Source organism: Streptomyces sp. DH12 (genome assembly GCF_020873895.1).
Lineage (GTDB): Bacteria > Actinomycetota > Actinomycetes > Streptomycetales > Streptomycetaceae > Streptomyces.
This window is the reverse complement of the sequence record NZ_JAHWGT010000007.1, coordinates 101,076-117,914: the sequence shown is the minus strand read 5'-3', so window position 1 is coordinate 117,914 and position 16,839 is coordinate 101,076. Positions and strand designations below refer to the sequence as shown.

Here is a 16,839-nt window from a genome sequence, read left to right as displayed (position 1 = left end):
GGCGCGGTACCACTCCACCGCAGCGGTCTCAGCCCGCCGCCTCCCCTCCCTTCCGGGTGGGGGAGCCGGCGGGCTTCCGCGTACCCGGCACCCGCAGCCCCCCGCGCCGGGCCCGCCCGCCCGCCGGATCCCCGGCCCCCCGCCGCCCCCTTCCCGCCAGCGCCCGCGCCACCGCCTCGTCGAGCGACAGCCGTCCGCCCTCCGCCAGGTGCCTCGCGAAGCGCTCCGCGCCCAGCAGCTCGACGGCCCGCTGCTCGCACAGGGTCCGCGGGGCGCCGAAGTACGCCGAACCGAACAGCGGCGGCCCCACCCTCTCCCACATTGCGCCCGCCGCCCCCTGGAGCACCGCGGCCTCCGCCGGGTCGCCCTCGCTCGCCGTCACCAGCGCCAGCAGCTCCACCGCCAGCACCAGCCCCACCAGGTCGTGGAAGGCGTGGTCGATCGCCACGCACTCGTCGAGCAGCCCCCGCGCCGCCACGTGGTCCCCGCGCGTCCAGGCCGCGTACGCCAGCACGTACAGCGCGTACGCCCGCGTCCACCGCTCGCCGCGCTCCTCGCACACCTCCCGCACGTCCTCGCACAGGGCCACCGCCGACTCGAGGTCCCCCTGGAACACCCGGGCGATCGCCAGCTCCACCTGCCCCATCAGCACCTGGCTGTTCACCTCGCCGAGCTCCCGGTACGCCCCCAGGGCCCGGCTCAGCAGCTCCTCGGCGCGCGGCATGTCGTCCGACAGCAGCGCCAGGCACCCCGTGCGGTGCGTCGTGTACGCCGCGGCCAGCGCGTTGCCGCTCAGCGCCGCCCGCTCGCCGCACTCGTGCAGCGCCCGCAGCGCCGCCGTCTGGTCCCCCTGGAGGATCGCCACGTACCCCAGCACCCACAGTGCCTTCAGCCGCGCCTCCTCGTGGTCCGAGGCCGACGACAGCGCCCGGTCCAACCAGTGCCGCCCCTCCGCGAGCCGCCCGCACCCCACCCAGTAGAACCAGAGCGTGCCCGCCAGGTGCTGCGCCAGATGCGCCTCGCCCGGCGTCTCCAGGCACACCTCCAGCGCCGCCCGCAGGTTCGGCAGCGCGCTCTCCGCGCACGCCGCGACCTCCGCCTGCCGGGGCCCGTACCAGTCCAGCTCGCACCAGGTCGCCAGCCCCGTGTACCAGTCGCGGTGCCGCCGCCGCACCCGCCGCGCGTCCCCCAGCGCCTCCAGCCACTCCGCCCCGTACTCCGCGACCGTGTCCAGCAGGCGGAAGCGCGGCCCCGCCGGGTCCGCCTCCCGCGCCACCACCGACTGGGCCACCAACTCGCCCAGCACGTCCAGCACCCGGTCCGCCGGCAGGTCGGGCCCACCGCACACGTACTCCGCCGCCTCCAGGTCGAAGGGGCCGGCGAACACCGACAGCCGCGCCCACAGCAGCCGCTCCTGCGGCGTGCAGAGCTCGTGGCTCCAGCCGATCGCCGTCCGCAGCGCCCGGTGCCGGGCCGGCGCGCCCCGCGTGCCCCCGGTCAGCAGCCGGAACCGGTCGTCCAGGCGCCTCAGCACCTGCTCCACCGTCAGCGCCGGCAACCGCCCCGCGGCCAGCTCCAGCGCCAGCGGGATCCCGTCCAACCGCCGGCACAGCTCCCGCACCGGAGCGCCGACCTCCGCCCGGAACGCGGGGTACGCCGCCACCGCCCGCTCCGTGAACAGCCGCACCGCGTCCCCGTCGGACATCGGCGCCAGCGGCAGCACCGCCTCGCCGTCCAGCCGCAGCGGCCGTCGGCCGGCCGCCAGCACCACCAGCCCCGGCGCACTCCGCAGCAGCCGCCGCACCAGCTCCGCGCACGCCTCCACCAGGTGCTCGAAACCGTCCAGGACCAGCAGCAGCCGCCGGTCGGCCAGGTGGTCGGCGAGCACGTCCCGCGGCGGCCTGCTCGTCCCGTCCGCCGGTCCCAGCGCCTCCACCAGGGCGTGCTCCACCAGGCCGGGGTCGCGCAGGTGCGCCAGCTCCACCAGCCACACCCCGTCGCAGTAGCGATTCTGCGCCGCGCGCGCGGCCGCCAGGACCAGCCGTGACTTGCCGACCCCGCCCATGCCCACCACCGTGACGAGCCGGAACTCCGCCATCAGTCCGTCGAGTTCCGCCCGTTCGGCCGCGCGGCCCACGAACCCGTTGAGCTCCGCCGGGAGATTGCTCCGTCGCATGGGACACGGAGCGTACCCACGAGGGTGCTCTCCGTACAATCGGCCTTGTCGCGGCGGCCCGGTGGCCGCGGATCCGGTTCGGGGAGCGACCACGGGCGCGATAGGCTCGGAGGACGACTTTTCAGCTGCCGAACAATCAACGGGCTTCGACGAGCAGAGAGCGGTGCACAGTGACCGGTGGAGAGGTTGCCGGGATCCTGGTGGCCGTCTTCTGGGCGATCCTGGTGTCCTTCCTGGCCGTGGTGCTGGTGAGGCTGGCCCAGACGCTCAGGGCGACCACCCGGCTCGTGGCGGACGTGACCGAGCAGGCGGTTCCCCTGCTGGCCGACGCCTCGGCGACCGTGCGCTCCGCGCAGACCCAACTCGACCGGGTCGACGCGATCGCCTCGGACGTGCAGGAGGTCACCTCCAACGCCTCCGCGCTCTCCTCCACCGTGGCCTCGACCTTCGGCGGCCCCCTCGTCAAGGTCGCCGCGTTCGGCTACGGCGTGCGCCGGGCACTCGGCCGTGACAAGGCCGAGCGCCCCGCCGAGCGCGAGCGCGGACGGACCAGGCGCACCGTCATCATCGGCCGTACGGTGCCCAAGGCGCGCGGCGGCCGGAACCGGAAGGGCTGACCCGACACATGTTCCGCCGGGCATTCTGGTTCACCGCCGGCGCGGCCGCCGGCGCGTGGGCCACCACCAAGGTCAACCGCAAGCTCAGGCAGCTCACCCCCGAGAGCCTGGCCGCGCAGGCCGCCGACAAGGCGATCGAGACCGGCCACCGGCTCAAGGAGTTCGCACTCGACGTCCGCGCGGGAATGCTCCAGCGCGAGACGGAGCTGGAAGAGGCACTGGGACTGGACGCACCGGTCGACCCGGCCCTCCCCGCCCCCCGACGCACGGCCCTCGGCCCGGGCGGTGACGCCCCCGGCCGCCGGGGGCACCCGTACCCCACCCACTCGTACAACCGGAATGAGGACCACTGATGGAGTCGGCTGAAATCCGCCGCCGCTGGCTGAGCTTCTTCGAGGAGCGCGGGCACACCGTCGTGCCTTCGGCGTCGCTCATCGCGGACGACCCGACTCTGCTCCTCGTCCCCGCCGGCATGGTCCCCTTCAAGCCGTACTTCCTCGGCGAGGTCAAGCCGCCCTACGCGCGCGCCACCAGCGTCCAGAAGTGCGTGCGCACGCCGGACATCGAAGAGGTCGGCAAGACCACCCGCCACGGCACGTTCTTCCAGATGTGCGGCAACTTCTCCTTCGGCGACTACTTCAAGGAAGGCGCCATCAAGCTCGCCTGGGAGCTGCTCACCTCCCCGGTCGCGCGCGGCGGCTACGGCCTGGAGCCCGAGAAGCTCTGGATCACCGTCTACCAGGACGACGACGAGGCCGAGCAGATCTGGCGCGACGTCGTGGGCGTCCCCGCCGAGCGCATCCAGCGCCTGGGCAAGAAGGACAACTTCTGGTCCATGGGCGTCCCCGGCCCCTGCGGCCCCTGCTCCGAGATCAACTACGACCGCGGCCCCGAGTTCGGCGTCGAGGGCGGCCCCGCCGTCAACGACGAGCGGTACGTGGAGATCTGGAACCTCGTCTTCATGCAGTACGAGCGGGGCGAGGGCACCTCGAAGGAGGACTTCGAGATCCTCGGCGACCTGCCGAGCAAGAACATCGACACGGGCCTCGGCCTGGAGCGCCTGGCGATGATCCTCCAGGGCGTCCGCAACATGTACGAGACGGACACCCTCAAGGTCGTCATCGACAAGGCCACCGAGCTGACCGGCGTCCGCTACGGCGAGGCCCAGGACAGCGACGTGTCCCTGCGCGTCGTCGCCGACCACATGCGCACCTCGGTCATGCTCGTCGGCGACGGCGTCACCCCGGGCAACGAGGGCCGCGGCTACGTCCTGCGCCGCATCATGCGCCGCGCCATCCGCAACATGCGGCTGCTGGGCGCCACCGGCCCGGTCGTCGGCCGGCTCGTCGACACGGTCATCCGGACGATGAGCGAGCAGTACCCGGAGCTGGAGACCGACCGCAAGCGCATCGAGACGGTCGCCCTCGCCGAGGAGGCCGCCTTCCTGAAGGCCCTCAAGGGCGGCACCAACATCCTCGACACCGCCGTCACCGAGACGAAGGCCGCCGGCGGCACCGTCCTCTCCGGCGACAAGGCGTTCCTCCTGCACGACACGTGGGGCTTCCCCATCGACCTCACCCTGGAGATGGCCGCCGAGCAGGGCCTCTCCGTGGACGAGGACGGCTTCCGCCGCCTGATGCGGGAGCAGCGCGAGCGGGCCAAGGCCGACGCCAAGGCCAAGAAGACCGGACACGCCGACGTCACCGCGTACCGCGAGATCGCCGACTCCGCCGGCGCCACCGAGTTCACCGGCTACACCAGCACCGAGGGTGAGACGACGGTCGTCGGCCTCCTCGTCAACGGCGTCCCCTCGCCGGCCGCCTCGGAGGGCGACGACGTCGAGGTCGTCCTCGACCGCACGCCGTTCTACGCCGAGGGAGGCGGCCAGATCGCCGACACCGGCCGCATCCGGCTGCACAGCGGCGCCGTCATCGAGGTCCGCGACGTCCAGCAGCCCGTCCCGGGCGTCTCCGTGCACAAGGGCTCGGTCCAGGTCGGTGAGGTCACCGTGGGCGCCACCGCCTACGCCGCCATCGACGTCCGGCGCCGCCGCGCCATCGCCCGCGCCCACAGCGCCACCCACCTCACGCACCGGGCGCTGCGCGACGCGCTCGGCCCGACGGCCGCCCAGGCCGGTTCGGAGAACCAGCCCGGCCGCTTCCGCTTCGACTTCGGCTCGCCGTCCGCCGTCCCCCAGGCGGTCATGACGGACGTCGAGCAGAAGATCAACGAGGTGCTCTCCCGCGAGCTCGACGTGCACGCCGAGGTCATGCCGATCGACGAGGCGAAGCGCCAGGGCGCCATCGCCGAGTTCGGCGAGAAGTACGGCGAGAAGGTCCGCGTGGTCACCATCGGCGACTTCTCCAAGGAGCTGTGCGGCGGCACCCACGTCCACAACACCGCGCAGCTCGGCCTGGTGAAGCTGCTCGGCGAGTCCTCCATCGGCTCCGGCGTGCGCCGCATCGAGGCCCTCGTCGGTGTCGACGCGTACAACTTCCTGGCCCGGGAGCACACGGTCGTCGCCCAGCTCCAGGAGCTGGTCAAGGGCCGCCCGGAGGAGCTCCCCGACAAGATCTCCGCCATGCTCGGCAAGCTGAAGGACGCCGAGAAGGAGATCGAGAAGTTCCGCGCCGAGAAGGTGCTCCAGGCCGCCGCCGGCCTCGCCGAGTCCGCCAAGGACGTCCGCGGCGTGGCGCTGGTCACCGGCCAGGTCCCGGACGGCACCGGCGCCGACGACCTGCGCAGGCTGGTCCTCGACGTCCGCGGCCGGATCCCGGGCGACCGCCCGGCCGTCGTCGCCCTCTTCTCCACCTCGGGCGGCCGCCCGCTGACCGTGATCGCCACCAACGAGGCCGCCCGCGAGCGCGGCCTCAAGGCCGGCGACCTGGTCCGCACCGCGGCCAAGACCCTCGGCGGCGGCGGTGGCGGCAAGCCGGACGTCGCTCAGGGCGGCGGCCAGGACCCGCACGCCGTCGGCGCCGCCGTCGAGGCCGTCGAGCGCCTGGTCGCCGAGACGGCCTGATGAACGCGATGCGACGCGGACGCCGACTGGCGGTCGACGTCGGGGACGCCCGGATCGGGGTCGCCTCGTGCGACCCCGACGGGGTCCTCGCCACGCCGGTGGAGACCGTGCCGGGACGTGACGTCCCGGCCGCCCACCGGCGGCTGCGGCAGCTGGTCGAGGAGTACGAGCCGATCGAGGTCGTCGTCGGACTGCCCCGCTCCCTCAACGGGGGCGAGGGCCCGGCGGCCGCCAAGGTCCGTGCCTTCGCCCGGGAGCTGGCCAAGGGCGTCGCCCCCGTCTCCGTGAGGCTGGTCGACGAGCGGATGACCACGGTCTCCGCCACCCAGGGGCTGCGTGCCTCGGGCGTGCGGTCGAAGAAGGGCCGCTCGGTCATCGACCAGGCCGCCGCTGTGATCATCCTGCAGAACGCTCTTGAGTCCGAACGGGTATCGGGTAATCCGCCCGGTGAGGGCGTCGAAGTGGTCATCTGATCGCGATACGGTAACGTTCCGCGCGATGCGGTGGCGTTCGAACAGCTGCCGTACGACGTAGAGGCGGACCTCCCGGAAGCCTCACGGCTGTTTGGGGATCGATGACTGAGTACGGCCGGAACCCCGGCTCCCAGCCCTGGCACCCCGAGGACCCCCTGTACGGGGACCAGGGCTGGGGCGGTCAGCAGGCCGGAGGCGCCCACTACCAGCAGCAGCCGCAGTACGGCGGTCACCAGGACGCCTACCAGCAGGGATACGCCGGACAGGGCCACGACGAGGCGGGCCGCCCGTACGACACCGGGACCCCGGGCGGCGACCCGTACGGCACCGGCGCCCAGGACCGGCAGTACGGATCCGGCCACGCCCAGCCGTACGACACGGGCGCCCACGCCCGACAGCAGTACGACACGGGAACCCACGGCGGACAGCAGTACGGCCCCGGGACGCACGGCGCCCAGCAGTACGACGGTGGAACCCACGGCGGGCAGCAGTACGACGGTGGGACGCACGGCGCCCAGCAGTACGACGGTGGAACCCACGGCGGGCAGCAGTACGGCGGCGGCTGGGACACCGGCACCGGACAGCCGGCCGCCATGGCCTACGGCCCCCCGCCCCCCGCCGACCCCTACGGCGGCCAGGGCGCCGACCCGTACAGCACCCCCGAGGCGTACCCGCCGCCGCAGCCCCCCGGCCAGCGCCGCGCCGAGCCGCACCCCCACGACGCGCACCCCCGGCGGGACGCGGACGACGGGACCGGCGAGTGGCGCGAAGACGCCCCCCGGGAGGAGCGCCGCGGCTTCTTCGACGGGCCCGACGACGACGCGGGCCGGGACGGCGGTGACGACGCCGGCCGCGACGGCCGGGACGACGGCGCTGACGGCTCCGACGACCACGACGGCGGGTACGACGACGAGCCGGCCGAGAGCCGCCGCGCCGCGCGCGAGAGCCGCGGCCGGACCAAGAAGCGCAAGAGCCGCAACGGCGTGGCCTGCCTGTTCGTCGCGCTCGTCCTCGCGGGCGGCCTCGGCGGCGTGGGCTACTTCGGCTACCAGTTCTGGCAGGACCGCTTCGGCCCCTCACCCGACTTCACGGGCACGGGCACCGGCGAGGCGGTCACCGTCGAGGTGCCCAAGGACGCCGTGGGCGCGGAGATCGGCGGCATCCTGCTGAAGGCGGGCGTCGTCAAGAGCGTCGACGCCTTCGTCACGGCGCAGGAGAAGAACCCCAAGGGCCTGTCCATCCAGCCGGGCTTCTACACCCTGCAGAAGGGCATGTCCGCCGCGTCCGCCGTCGAGGCCATGCTCAGCCCCAAGAGCCGCAACGTCCTCATCATCCCCGAGGGCCGCCGCAACGCCTGGGTGTACGAGCAGATCGACAAGCGCCTGGAGCTGGCGCCCGGGACGACGAAGAAGACCGCCCTGGAGAAGGCCGGCACCCTCGGCCTGCCCGCGTGGGCGACCGGCCACCCGAACGTCAAGGACCCGCTGGAGGGCTTCCTCTTCCCCGCCGACTACCCGGTCGCCAAGGGCAACAAGCCCGAGGACGTGCTGAAGCGGATGGTCACCCGCGCCAACAGCGAGTACGGCAAGGTCGACCTGGCCGCCAAGGCGAAGGGCCTCGGGCTCAAGAGCCCGTGGGAGCTGATCACGGTGGCGAGCCTCGTCCAGGCGGAGGGCAAGACCGAGGACGACTTCCGCAAGATGAGCGAGGTCGTCTACAACCGGCTCAAGCCCGACAACACCGAGACCAACCAGAAGCTCCAGTTCGACTCGGCCTTCAACTACCTGCGGGGCCAGAGCGAGATCAAGATCAGCGAGTCCGAGATCAACAGCAACCCGGACCCGTACAACACGTACTACCACCGGGGTCTCACGCCCGGTCCGATCGGCAACCCCGGCGCGGAGGCCCTCGCGGCGGCGCTCGAACCGACCTCGGACGGCTGGATGTACTTCGTCGCGACCGACGGCATGCACAAGACGGAGTTCGCGAAGACGCACGACGACTTCCTCAAGCTGAAGGACAAGTTCAATGACAACCAGGGGGGCTGACGGGCGGGGTGCCGGCGGGGGCGGGGCCGGCGGGCCGCGCAGGGCGGCGGTCCTGGGCTCTCCCATCGCCCACTCGCTCTCCCCGGTCCTGCACCGCGCCGCCTACGCCGAGCTCGGGCTGACCGACTGGACGTACGGCCGGTTCGAGGTCGACGAGGCGGCCCTGCCCGGCTTCTTCGAGGGGCTCGACGCCTCCTGGGCCGGCCTGTCGCTCACCATGCCGCTCAAGCGCGCCGTCATCCCGCTGCTCGACGCGGTCAGCGACACGGCCCGCTCGGTGGAGGCCGTCAACACCGTCGTCGTCACGGGCGACGGCCGCCGCGTCGGCGACAACACCGACATCCCCGGCATGATCGCCGCCCTGGGGGAGCGCGGCGTGGAGAAGGTCGAGGAGGCCGCGGTGCTCGGCGCGGGGGCCACCGCCTCCTCCGCCCTCGCCGCCCTCGCCCGCGTCTGCGCCGGGCCCGTCACCGCCTACGTGCGCAGCGCCGCCCGCGCCGACGAGATGCGCGGCTGGGGCGAGCGGCTCGGGGTGGAGGTGCGCACCGCCGACTGGGCGGACGCGCCCCGCGCGCTCACCGCGCCCCTCGTCGTAGCGACCACCCCGGCCGGCACCACCGACGCCCTCGCCGCGCACGTGCCGGAGCGGCCGGGCACCCTCTTCGACGTGCTGTACGACCCCTGGCCCACACCGCTCGCGGCCGCCTGGTCCGCCCGGTCCGGCCGGGTGGTGGGCGGCCTCGACCTCCTCGTCCACCAGGCGGTCCTCCAGGTCGAGCAGATGACCGGAAGCGCCCCGGCCCCGCTGCGCGCGATGCGGGAGGCGGGGGAGTCGGCCCTGCGCGCCGCCGCGCGGTAGCCCACCGCCCCACCGCGGAGCGACGCCCTCCGCGGTGGCGGACGGCGGTGTCACCGCAGCGCCGTGCCCGTACCGCTGTCCGGAACCTGGGACGGCGGCCTGACGGGTGGACGGACATGGGAGGATCGGGGGTGGAGGCGCGGGCCGCGTACCGGCCGAGCCGTCCGCAGATCCGGCCCGAGAGAAGGAGCACCGTTGAGCAGGTTGCGCTGGCTTACGGCGGGGGAGTCGCACGGCCCCGCGCTGGTGGCGACGCTGGAGGGTCTTCCCGCCGGTGTCCCGATCACCACGGAGATGGTGGCGGACCACCTGGCCCGGCGCCGCCTGGGCTATGGACGCGGCGCGCGGATGAAGTTCGAGCGCGACGAGGTCACGTTCCTCGGCGGTGTCCGCCACGGCCTCACCATGGGCTCGCCCGTCGCGGTCATGGTGGGCAACACCGAGTGGCCGAAGTGGGAGAAGGTGATGTCCGCCGACCCCGTCGACCCGCAGGAGCTCGCCGAGATGGCGCGCAACGCGCCGCTGACCCGCCCGCGCCCCGGCCACGCCGACCTCGCCGGCATGCAGAAGTACGGCTTCGACGAGGCCCGGCCGGTGCTGGAGCGCGCCAGCGCCCGCGAGACGGCCGCGCGCGTCGCGCTCGGCGCGGTCGCCCGGTCGTACCTGAAGGAGACCGCCGGCATCGAGATCGTCTCGCACGTCGTCGAGCTGGCCGCCGCCAAGGCGCCCTACGGCGTCCACCCGACCCCCGCCGACGTGGAGAAGCTGGACGCCGACCCGGTGCGCTGCCTCGACGCCGACGCGTCGAAGGCGATGGTCGCCGAGATCGACCAGGCCCACAAGGACGGCGACACCCTCGGCGGCGTCGTCGAGGTCCTCGCTTACGACGTGCCCGTCGGCCTCGGCTCGCACGTCCACTGGGACCGGCGGCTGGACGCCCGCCTGGCCGCCGCCCTCATGGGCATCCAGGCGATCAAGGGCGTCGAGGTCGGCGACGGCTTCGGCCTGGCGCGCGTGCCCGGGTCGCAGGCGCACGACGAGATCGTCGGCACCGACGAGGGCATCCGCCGCACCTCCGGGCGGGCCGGCGGCACCGAGGGCGGGCTGAGCACCGGCGAGCTGCTGCGGGTGCGGGCCGCCATGAAGCCGATCGCGACCGTGCCGCGCGCGCTGCGCACCGTCGACGTCGTCACCGGCGAGCCGGCCCAGGCGCACCACCAGCGCTCGGACGTCTGCGCGGTCCCGGCGGCCGGCATCGTCGCCGAGGCGATGGTCGCCCTCGTCCTCGCCGACGCGGTCGCGGAGAAGTTCGGCGGCGACAGCGTCACCGAGACCCGCCGCAACGTCCGCTCCTACCTCGACAACCTCCACATCCGGTGAGCACCGGCCCGCTGATCGTCCTGGTCGGCCCGATGGGCTCCGGCAAGTCCACCGTGGGTGCCCTGCTCGCCGAGCGCCTGGGCGTGGCCTACCGGGACACCGACGCCGACATCGTCGCCGCCGAGGGGCGGGAGGTCTCCGACATCTTCGTCGAGGACGGCGAGGAGCGCTTCCGCGAGCTGGAGCGCGCGGCCGTCCGCGCCGCCGTCGCCGAGCACACGGGCGTCCTCGCCCTCGGCGGCGGCGCCGTCCTCGACGGCGGTACGCGCGCCCTGCTCACCGGCATGCCCGTGGTCTACCTGTCGATGGACGTCGAGGAGGCCGTCCGGCGCGTCGGCCTCGGCGCCGCCCGGCCGCTCCTCGCGATCAACCCGCGCCGCCAGTGGCGCGAGCTGATGGAGGCCCGCCGCCACCTGTACACCGAAGTCGCGCGTGTCGTCGTCGCCACCGACGAGCGCACCCCCGAAGAGGTCGCCGAGGCGGTCCTCGACGCACTGGAGCTGAAGGACGAATGACGGACCAGGCAGTCACCCGCATCCACGTCGGCGGCAGCGCCGGCTCGGAGCCGTACGAGGTGCTGGTCGGACGGCAGCTCCTCGGGGAGCTGGCCGGGCTGATCGGCCCCCGGGCCAGGCGCGTCGCCGTGATCCACCCGGAGGCGCTCGCCGAGACCGGCGAGGCCCTGCGCGCCGACCTCGCCGACCAGGGGTACGAGGCCGTCGCCATCCAGGTGCCGAACGCGGAGGAGGCGAAGACCGTCGAGGTCGCCGCCTACTGCTGGAAGGCGCTCGGCCAGACCGGCTTCACCCGCACCGACGTGATCGTCGGCGTGGGCGGCGGCGCCACCACCGACCTGGCCGGGTTCGTCGCGGCGACGTGGCTGCGCGGGGTGCGCTGGGTCGCGGTGCCGACGACGGTCCTCGCCATGGTCGACGCGGCCGTCGGCGGCAAGACCGGCATCAACACCGCCGAGGGCAAGAACCTCGTCGGCGCCTTCCACCCCCCGGCCGGCGTCCTGTGCGACCTGGCCGCGCTCGACTCGCTGCCGGTGAACGACTACGTCAGCGGCCTGGCCGAGGTCATCAAGGCCGGTTTCATCGCCGACCCGGTGATCCTCGACCTGATCGAGGCGGACCCGGCCGCCGCCCGCACGCCCACCGGCGCGCACACGGCCGAGCTGATCGTGCGCTCCATCCGGGTCAAGGCGGACGTCGTCTCCTCGGACCTCAAGGAGTCGGGCCTGCGCGAGATCCTCAACTACGGCCACACCCTCGCCCACGCGATCGAGAAGAACGAGCGCTACAAGTGGCGGCACGGCGCGGCCGTCTCGGTCGGCATGGTGTTCGCCGCCGAGCTGGGCCGCCTCGCCGGCCGGCTCGACGACGCGACCGCCGACCGGCACCGCTCGGTGCTGGAGTCGGTCGGCCTGCCCCTGACCTACCGCGGCGACCAGTGGCCCAAGCTGCTGGAGACCATGAAGGTCGACAAGAAGTCCCGCGGCGACCTGCTGCGCTTCATCGTCCTCGACGGGCTGGCCAAGCCGGCGGTCCTGGAGGGCCCCGACCCGGCGGTGCTGCTCGCGGCGTACGGGGAGGTGTCCGCGTGAGGGACCGCAGGGGCGCGGACGTCCGCACGGTGTACGTCCTCAACGGCCCCAACCTCGGCCGGCTCGGCTCCCGCGAGCCCGACGTGTACGGCGCCACCTCCTACGCCGGCCTCGTGGCGGGCTGCCAGGAGCTCGGCAAGGAGCTCGGCTTCGACGTCGACGTGCGGGAGACGAACGACGAGGGCGAGCTGGTCCGCTGGCTCCACGAGGCGGCGGACCGTTCGATTCCGGTCGTTCTGAACCCGGGCGCCTTCACCCACTACTCGTACGCGATGCGGGACGCCGCGGCCCAGCGCACGGCCCCGCTGATCGAGGTGCACATCTCCAACCCGTACGCCCGCGAGGAGTTCCGCCACACGTCCGTCGTCGCGGCGGTCGCCACCGGGACGGTCGCCGGCTTCGGCATCGGCTCCTACCGGCTCGCGCTGCGCGCGCTGGCCGACGAGTTGACGGACTGAGGGCCAGCCGGAACCCTCCCGGGCCGTTCACCGTCTGACGGCGCGGGAGGGTACGGTTCGATGGCGGGCGCCCCGAACGGCCGCCCGATCAGCGTCAGTCGTACGAGACGGAGTGGCACCGGATGCAGCACGCAGTGGGGGCTCCGCTGCCGCCGCCCCACCAGCCGGGGAACGCGGCGGCCGGGTGGGCCCAGCAGGCACACCACCCCGGCCCGCCGCCCCCGCACGCCCCCCAGGGCCCGCACGGCTCCCACGGCCAGCACCCGCCCCAGGCCCCGCACGGCCCTCACGGCGGGCACGCGCCCCAGGGCCCGCACGCGCCCCAAGCGCCGCACGGCCCCCACGGCGGGCACGCGCCCCAGCCCCCGCACGGTCACGTGCCGCAGGCGCCGCCGCCACCCCAGCAGCCGCAGCACCAGCCCCAGCACCCCGGGCAGGCGCCCGGCGGCTGGACGTCACGGCCCCCCGCCCCGCACCCTCCGGCCGCGCCGCCCCCGCCCGACGCGACGGGCCACGTCCGGCTCCCGGCGGGCGCGCCGGTCATCGCCCCGGTCCCCGAGCCGGGCGCCGGCCCGACCGCCGGGACGGGCACCGCCACCCTCGCGGTCCTCCTCATCGGCCCGGCGGGCGCCGGCAAGACCACCGTCGCGCGGTACTGGGCGCAGCACCGCCGCGTCCCCACCGCCCACATCAGCCTCGACGACGTGCGCGAGTGGGTGTGCTCCGGGTTCGCCGACCCCCAGTCGGGGTGGAACGACCAGTCCGAGGCCCAGTACCGCCTGGCCCGCCGCACCTGCGGCTTCGCCGCGCGGAACTTCCTCGCCAACGGCATCTCCTGCATCCTCGACGACGCCGTCTTCCCCGACCGACCGGTCGTCGGACTCGGCGGTTGGAAGCGCCACGTCGGCCCCGGCCTGCTGCCCGTGGTCCTCCTCCCCGGCCTGGAGATCGTCCTGGAGCGCAACGCCGAGCGCTCCGGCAACCGCCGCCTCTCCGACGAGGAGGTCGCCGGCATCCACGGCCGCATGGCCGGCTGGCACGCGTCGGGCCTGCCCATCATCGACAACACCCACTACGACGTGGAGACCACGGCCCGCGCCCTCGACGACGTCCTCGCCCGCTCCCTGGCCAGCCCGCCGAGCTGGTGACCGGCCGGGGCCCGTCCCGATCGGCCCCCTCCGGACTGCCGGGTCGCGCCCGCGCTCGTAGGCTCGGGTCATGTCCCAGGTGTTCGCAGACCGCCGCGGGCGGCTGCGCGGCCGGTGCGCGGTGGCCGGATCCGCGGCGGCGCTGGTCTCCCGCCCCGCCAACGTCCGCTACCTCGCGGGCGGCTCGCCGCCCGGCTCCGTACTGCTGGTCGGGGCGGAGGACGACGTGCTGCTGTGCCCCCGCCCGCCGAGCGGCGACCCCACCGAGGGACGGGTCGACGAGGGGCTGCGGCTCGTCGTGCTGCCGTCCGGCGGCGGGGACCCGGCCGTCGCCGCGGCCGACCTGGCCCTGCGCGCCGACGCCGACGGGCTGGCCGTGGAGGAGCACCACCTGAGCGTCGCCCGCTACCGGGCGCTCGGCTCCGCCGCCCCCCGGCTGCGCCTCGCGGACCTCGGCCACGCCGTCGAGCAGGAGCGCGTGGTCAAGGACGACGACGAGATCACCTGCCTGCGCATCGCGGCGGAGATCACCGACCAGGCCCTCGGCGAGCTGCTCGAGTCGATCCTCGTCGGCCGCACCGAGCGCCACCTCGCCCTGGAGTTGGAGCGGCGCCTCGTCGACCACGGCGCCGACGGCCCCGCCTTCCCCACCTCCGTCGCCACGGGACCGCACTCGGGGCGCGGCGGCCACCGCCCCACCGACCGCCGGGTGGAGGAGGGCGACTTCCTCTCCGTCTGCCTCGGAGCGGACTACCGCGGGTACCGCTGCGAGATCGGCCGGACGTTCGTCATCGGCACCGCCCCCGCCGACTGGCAGATCGAGCTGTACGACCTCGTCTTCGCCGCCCAGCGGGCCGCGCGGGAGGCACTCGCGCCGGGCGCCGCCTACCGGGACGTGGACCGGGCGGCCCGCCAGCTCCTCGACGCGGCGGGCCACGGGGCCGCCCTCGCGCCGAGCCTCGGCCACGGGGTCGGCCTCGAAATCGAGGAGGACCCGCAGTTGTCCCCCTCGGCCATGGGTAAACTGGACGCTTGCGTGCCGGTCACCGTCGAACCAGGGGTCCACCTCCCGGGACGGGGCGGGGTCCGGATCGATGACACGCTCGTCGTGCGCCAGGAGGCGGACGGCGGCCCCGAGCTACTCACCATCACGACCAAGGAGCTGCTCGCGCTGTAGCGCGTGACGCACCACGCCTCGGTCGTCCACCAGCGTCAGTCCAGGAGATTCCGCAACCGTGGCTTCCACGAACGACCTCAAGAACGGCATGGTGCTCAAGCTCGACAACGACCAGCTCTGGTCCGTGGTCGAGTTCCAGCACGTCAAGCCCGGCAAGGGCCCCGCCTTCGTGCGCACCAAGCTCAAGAACGTGCTGTCCGGCAAGATCGTCGACAAGACGTTCAACGCCGGTGTGAAGGTCGAGACGGCCACCGTCGACCGCCGCGACATGCAGTTCTCGTACATGGACGGCGAGTACTTCGTCTTCATGGACATGCAGACGTACGACCAGCTGCACGTCTCCCGGGCCGCCGTCGGCGACGCCGCGAACTTCCTGGTCGAGGGCTTCACCGCCACCGTCGCCACGCACGAGGGCGAGGTGCTGTACGTCGAGCTCCCCGCCGCCGTCGAGCTGACCATCCAGGAGACCGAGCCGGGCGTCCAGGGCGACCGCTCCACCGGTGGCACCAAGCCCGCCACCCTGGAGACCGGCCACCAGATCCAGGTCCCGCTCTTCATCACCACCGGTGAGAAGATCAAGGTCGACACCCGCACCAGCGACTACCTCGGCCGGGTGAACAGCTAACCGTGGCCGCCCGCAACAAGGCCCGCAAGCGCGCCTTCCAGATCCTCTTCGAGGCCGACCAGCGCGGGGTGCCCGCGCAGGAGGTCCTCGCGGACTGGATCCGGCACGCCCGGTCCGACGAACGGCAGCCGCCGGTCAACGAGTACACGATGGAGCTCGTCGAGGGGTACACCCAGTACGCCCGCCGTATCGACGACCTCATCTCCACCTACGCGGTGGGCTGGACTCTCGACCGGATGCCGGTCGTCGACCGGAACATCCTGCGCCTCGGCGCGTACGAGCTGGTCTGGGTCGACGCCACACCGGACGCGGTGGCCATCGACGAGGCCGTCCAGCTGGCCAAGGAGTTCTCCACGGACGACTCCCCGTCCTTCGTCAACGGCATGCTGGCCCGCTTCAAGGACCTGAAGCCGGGGCTCCGCCGAGCCTGAACACGCCTCGAAGGGCCCGCAGCACCCGTGCTGCGGGCCCTTCGGCGTGCATCGGAACCGCGGGGCAGGCGCACCGCCGGGGGGAACGGGCCGGCGGGGAACGGCGCGCGGCCCTGCGCGAGCGCCGCGGGCGGGGCGCGGCGGTCGCCCGCGGAGGGGCGCGCACCTCGACGGCGGCACGGCGCGACGCGTCAGGGACGCCCTGCCGGGGCGCCCCGGCGCCGCGGGGCCACCGACGCGTGGAGGGTGGTCCCGGGACGGGACCACCCTCCGGCGGCAACGTTTCTGCTCGGGCGGCGAGGGCCGCCTCAGCTCTCCTCGTGCGCGACCGCGCGCCGCGCGTCCGCGTCCAGCACGCCCCAGCTGATCAGCTGCTCGGTGAGGACCGACGGGGACTGGTCGTAGATGACCGCGAGCGTGCGCAGGTCGTCCTGGCGGATCGACAGCACCTTGCCGTTGTAGTCGCCGCGCTGCGACTGGATCGTCGCGGCGTAGCGCTGCAGCGGGCCCGCCTTCTCCTGCGGGACGTGGGCCAGGCGCTCCAGGTCCAGGACGAGCTTCGGCGGCGGCTCGGCGGCACCGCCCGGCGTGGTGCCCGGCAGCAGCTCCTGCACCGGGACGCCGTAGAAGTCAGCCAGCTCGGCGAGGCGCTGCACGGTCACGGCGCGGTCGCCGCGCTCGTACGAACCGACCACGACGGCCTTCCAGCGACCCTGGGACTTCTCCTCCACGCCGTGGAGGGAGAGGCCCTGCTGGGTGCGGATGGCACGGAGCTTGGCCCCGAGCTGTTTGGCGTATTCGCTGGACATATAGCTCCCT

Annotated in this window: 16 protein-coding genes; 14 read left to right on the top strand and 2 right to left on the bottom strand. The window is 73.9% G+C overall.

The window, feature by feature from the left end:
- Positions 1–28: 28 nt before the first annotated feature.
- Positions 29–2,176, bottom strand: coding sequence for an AAA family ATPase (locus LPA54_RS08495; RefSeq protein WP_228975383.1), 2,148 nt, complete (start codon positions 2,174–2,176; stop codon positions 29–31).
- Between the two features lie 170 nt (positions 2,177–2,346).
- Here LPA54_RS08495 and LPA54_RS08490 point away from each other — a divergent pair, with 170 nt between their 5' ends.
- From LPA54_RS08490 to nusB, 14 genes are all read left to right on the top strand, one after another.
- Complete coding sequence (locus LPA54_RS08490) at positions 2,347–2,793, top strand: DUF948 domain-containing protein (protein ID WP_228975381.1); 447 nt, start codon at positions 2,347–2,349, stop codon at positions 2,791–2,793.
- A gap of 8 nt (positions 2,794–2,801) precedes the next feature.
- Entirely contained in the window at positions 2,802–3,146 is a 345-nt protein-coding gene (locus tag LPA54_RS08485) for a DUF6167 family protein (protein WP_228975380.1), read from the top strand.
- Positions 3,146–5,815: an alanine--tRNA ligase gene (gene alaS / locus LPA54_RS08480; RefSeq protein ID WP_228975378.1), complete on the top strand. Its 2,670-nt coding sequence runs from the start codon at positions 3,146–3,148 to the stop codon at positions 5,813–5,815. The genes LPA54_RS08485 and alaS overlap by 1 nt, the downstream gene beginning before the upstream one ends.
- Entirely contained in the window at positions 5,815–6,288 is a 474-nt protein-coding gene (ruvX, locus tag LPA54_RS08475; protein WP_228975376.1) for a Holliday junction resolvase RuvX, read from the top strand. The genes alaS and ruvX overlap by 1 nt, the downstream gene beginning before the upstream one ends.
- A gap of 101 nt (positions 6,289–6,389) precedes the next feature.
- Positions 6,390–8,336 (top strand): endolytic transglycosylase MltG, encoded by a 1,947-nt coding sequence (mltG, locus tag LPA54_RS08470; protein ID WP_228975375.1) that lies wholly within the window; start codon positions 6,390–6,392, stop codon positions 8,334–8,336.
- Positions 8,317–9,195: a shikimate dehydrogenase gene (locus LPA54_RS08465; protein ID WP_228975373.1), complete on the top strand. Its 879-nt coding sequence runs from the start codon at positions 8,317–8,319 to the stop codon at positions 9,193–9,195. Before mltG ends, LPA54_RS08465 begins: the two co-directional genes overlap by 20 nt.
- Before the next feature lie 195 nt (positions 9,196–9,390).
- Complete coding sequence (gene aroC / locus LPA54_RS08460) at positions 9,391–10,575, top strand: chorismate synthase (protein ID WP_228975371.1); 1,185 nt, start codon at positions 9,391–9,393, stop codon at positions 10,573–10,575.
- Positions 10,572–11,090 carry a shikimate kinase gene (locus LPA54_RS08455; protein WP_228975369.1) on the top strand — a complete coding sequence of 173 codons (519 nt, stop codon included), beginning with the start codon at positions 10,572–10,574 and terminating at the stop codon, positions 11,088–11,090. The genes aroC and LPA54_RS08455 overlap by 4 nt, the downstream gene beginning before the upstream one ends.
- Positions 11,087–12,181 (top strand): 3-dehydroquinate synthase, encoded by a 1,095-nt coding sequence (gene aroB, locus LPA54_RS08450; protein WP_228975368.1) that lies wholly within the window; start codon positions 11,087–11,089, stop codon positions 12,179–12,181. The genes LPA54_RS08455 and aroB overlap by 4 nt, the downstream gene beginning before the upstream one ends.
- A complete protein-coding gene (gene aroQ / locus LPA54_RS08445) occupies positions 12,178–12,639 on the top strand; it encodes a type II 3-dehydroquinate dehydratase (protein ID WP_228975366.1) in 462 nt (153 codons plus the stop codon). Before aroB ends, aroQ begins: the two co-directional genes overlap by 4 nt.
- 122 nt (positions 12,640–12,761) lie before the next feature.
- Entirely contained in the window at positions 12,762–13,787 is a 1,026-nt protein-coding gene (locus LPA54_RS08440) for an AAA family ATPase (RefSeq protein WP_228975365.1), read from the top strand.
- A 70-nt stretch (positions 13,788–13,857) separates the two neighbouring features.
- Positions 13,858–14,964 (top strand): aminopeptidase P family protein, encoded by a 1,107-nt coding sequence (locus LPA54_RS08435; RefSeq protein ID WP_228975363.1) that lies wholly within the window; start codon positions 13,858–13,860, stop codon positions 14,962–14,964.
- A gap of 58 nt (positions 14,965–15,022) precedes the next feature.
- Complete coding sequence (efp, locus tag LPA54_RS08430; protein ID WP_058941092.1) at positions 15,023–15,589, top strand: elongation factor P; 567 nt, start codon at positions 15,023–15,025, stop codon at positions 15,587–15,589.
- Positions 15,590–15,591: 2 nt separating this feature from the next.
- On the top strand, positions 15,592–16,020 hold the full coding sequence (gene nusB, locus LPA54_RS08425) for a transcription antitermination factor NusB (RefSeq protein ID WP_228975362.1): 429 nt from the start codon (positions 15,592–15,594) through the stop codon (positions 16,018–16,020).
- 308 nt (positions 16,021–16,328) lie between these two features.
- On the opposite strand, the gene bldD is transcribed toward nusB, so the two are convergent.
- Complete coding sequence (bldD, locus tag LPA54_RS08420) at positions 16,329–16,829, bottom strand: transcriptional regulator BldD (protein ID WP_005319862.1); 501 nt, start codon at positions 16,827–16,829, stop codon at positions 16,329–16,331.
- Positions 16,830–16,839 lie beyond the last annotated feature (10 nt).

What these genes read in the sequence shown, in the direction of transcription:
- LPA54_RS08495 (WP_228975383.1), bottom strand. Translation starts at nt 2,176, where the DNA reads ATGCGACGGAGCAATCTCCCGGCGGAGCTCAACGGGTTCGTGGGCCGC.
- LPA54_RS08485 (WP_228975380.1), top strand. Translation starts at nt 2,802, where the DNA reads ATGTTCCGCCGGGCATTCTGGTTCACCGCCGGCGCGGCCGCCGGCGCG.
- alaS (WP_228975378.1), top strand. Translation starts at nt 3,146, where the DNA reads ATGGAGTCGGCTGAAATCCGCCGCCGCTGGCTGAGCTTCTTCGAGGAG.
- ruvX (WP_228975376.1), top strand. Translation starts at nt 5,815, where the DNA reads ATGAACGCGATGCGACGCGGACGCCGACTGGCGGTCGACGTCGGGGAC.
- mltG (WP_228975375.1), top strand. Translation starts at nt 6,390, where the DNA reads ATGACTGAGTACGGCCGGAACCCCGGCTCCCAGCCCTGGCACCCCGAG.
- LPA54_RS08465 (WP_228975373.1), top strand. Translation starts at nt 8,317, where the DNA reads ATGACAACCAGGGGGGCTGACGGGCGGGGTGCCGGCGGGGGCGGGGCC.
- aroB (WP_228975368.1), top strand. Translation starts at nt 11,087, where the DNA reads ATGACGGACCAGGCAGTCACCCGCATCCACGTCGGCGGCAGCGCCGGC.
- LPA54_RS08440 (WP_228975365.1), top strand. Translation starts at nt 12,762, where the DNA reads ATGCAGCACGCAGTGGGGGCTCCGCTGCCGCCGCCCCACCAGCCGGGG.
- LPA54_RS08435 (WP_228975363.1), top strand. Translation starts at nt 13,858, where the DNA reads ATGTCCCAGGTGTTCGCAGACCGCCGCGGGCGGCTGCGCGGCCGGTGC.
- bldD (WP_005319862.1), bottom strand. Translation starts at nt 16,829, where the DNA reads ATGTCCAGCGAATACGCCAAACAGCTCGGGGCCAAGCTCCGTGCCATC.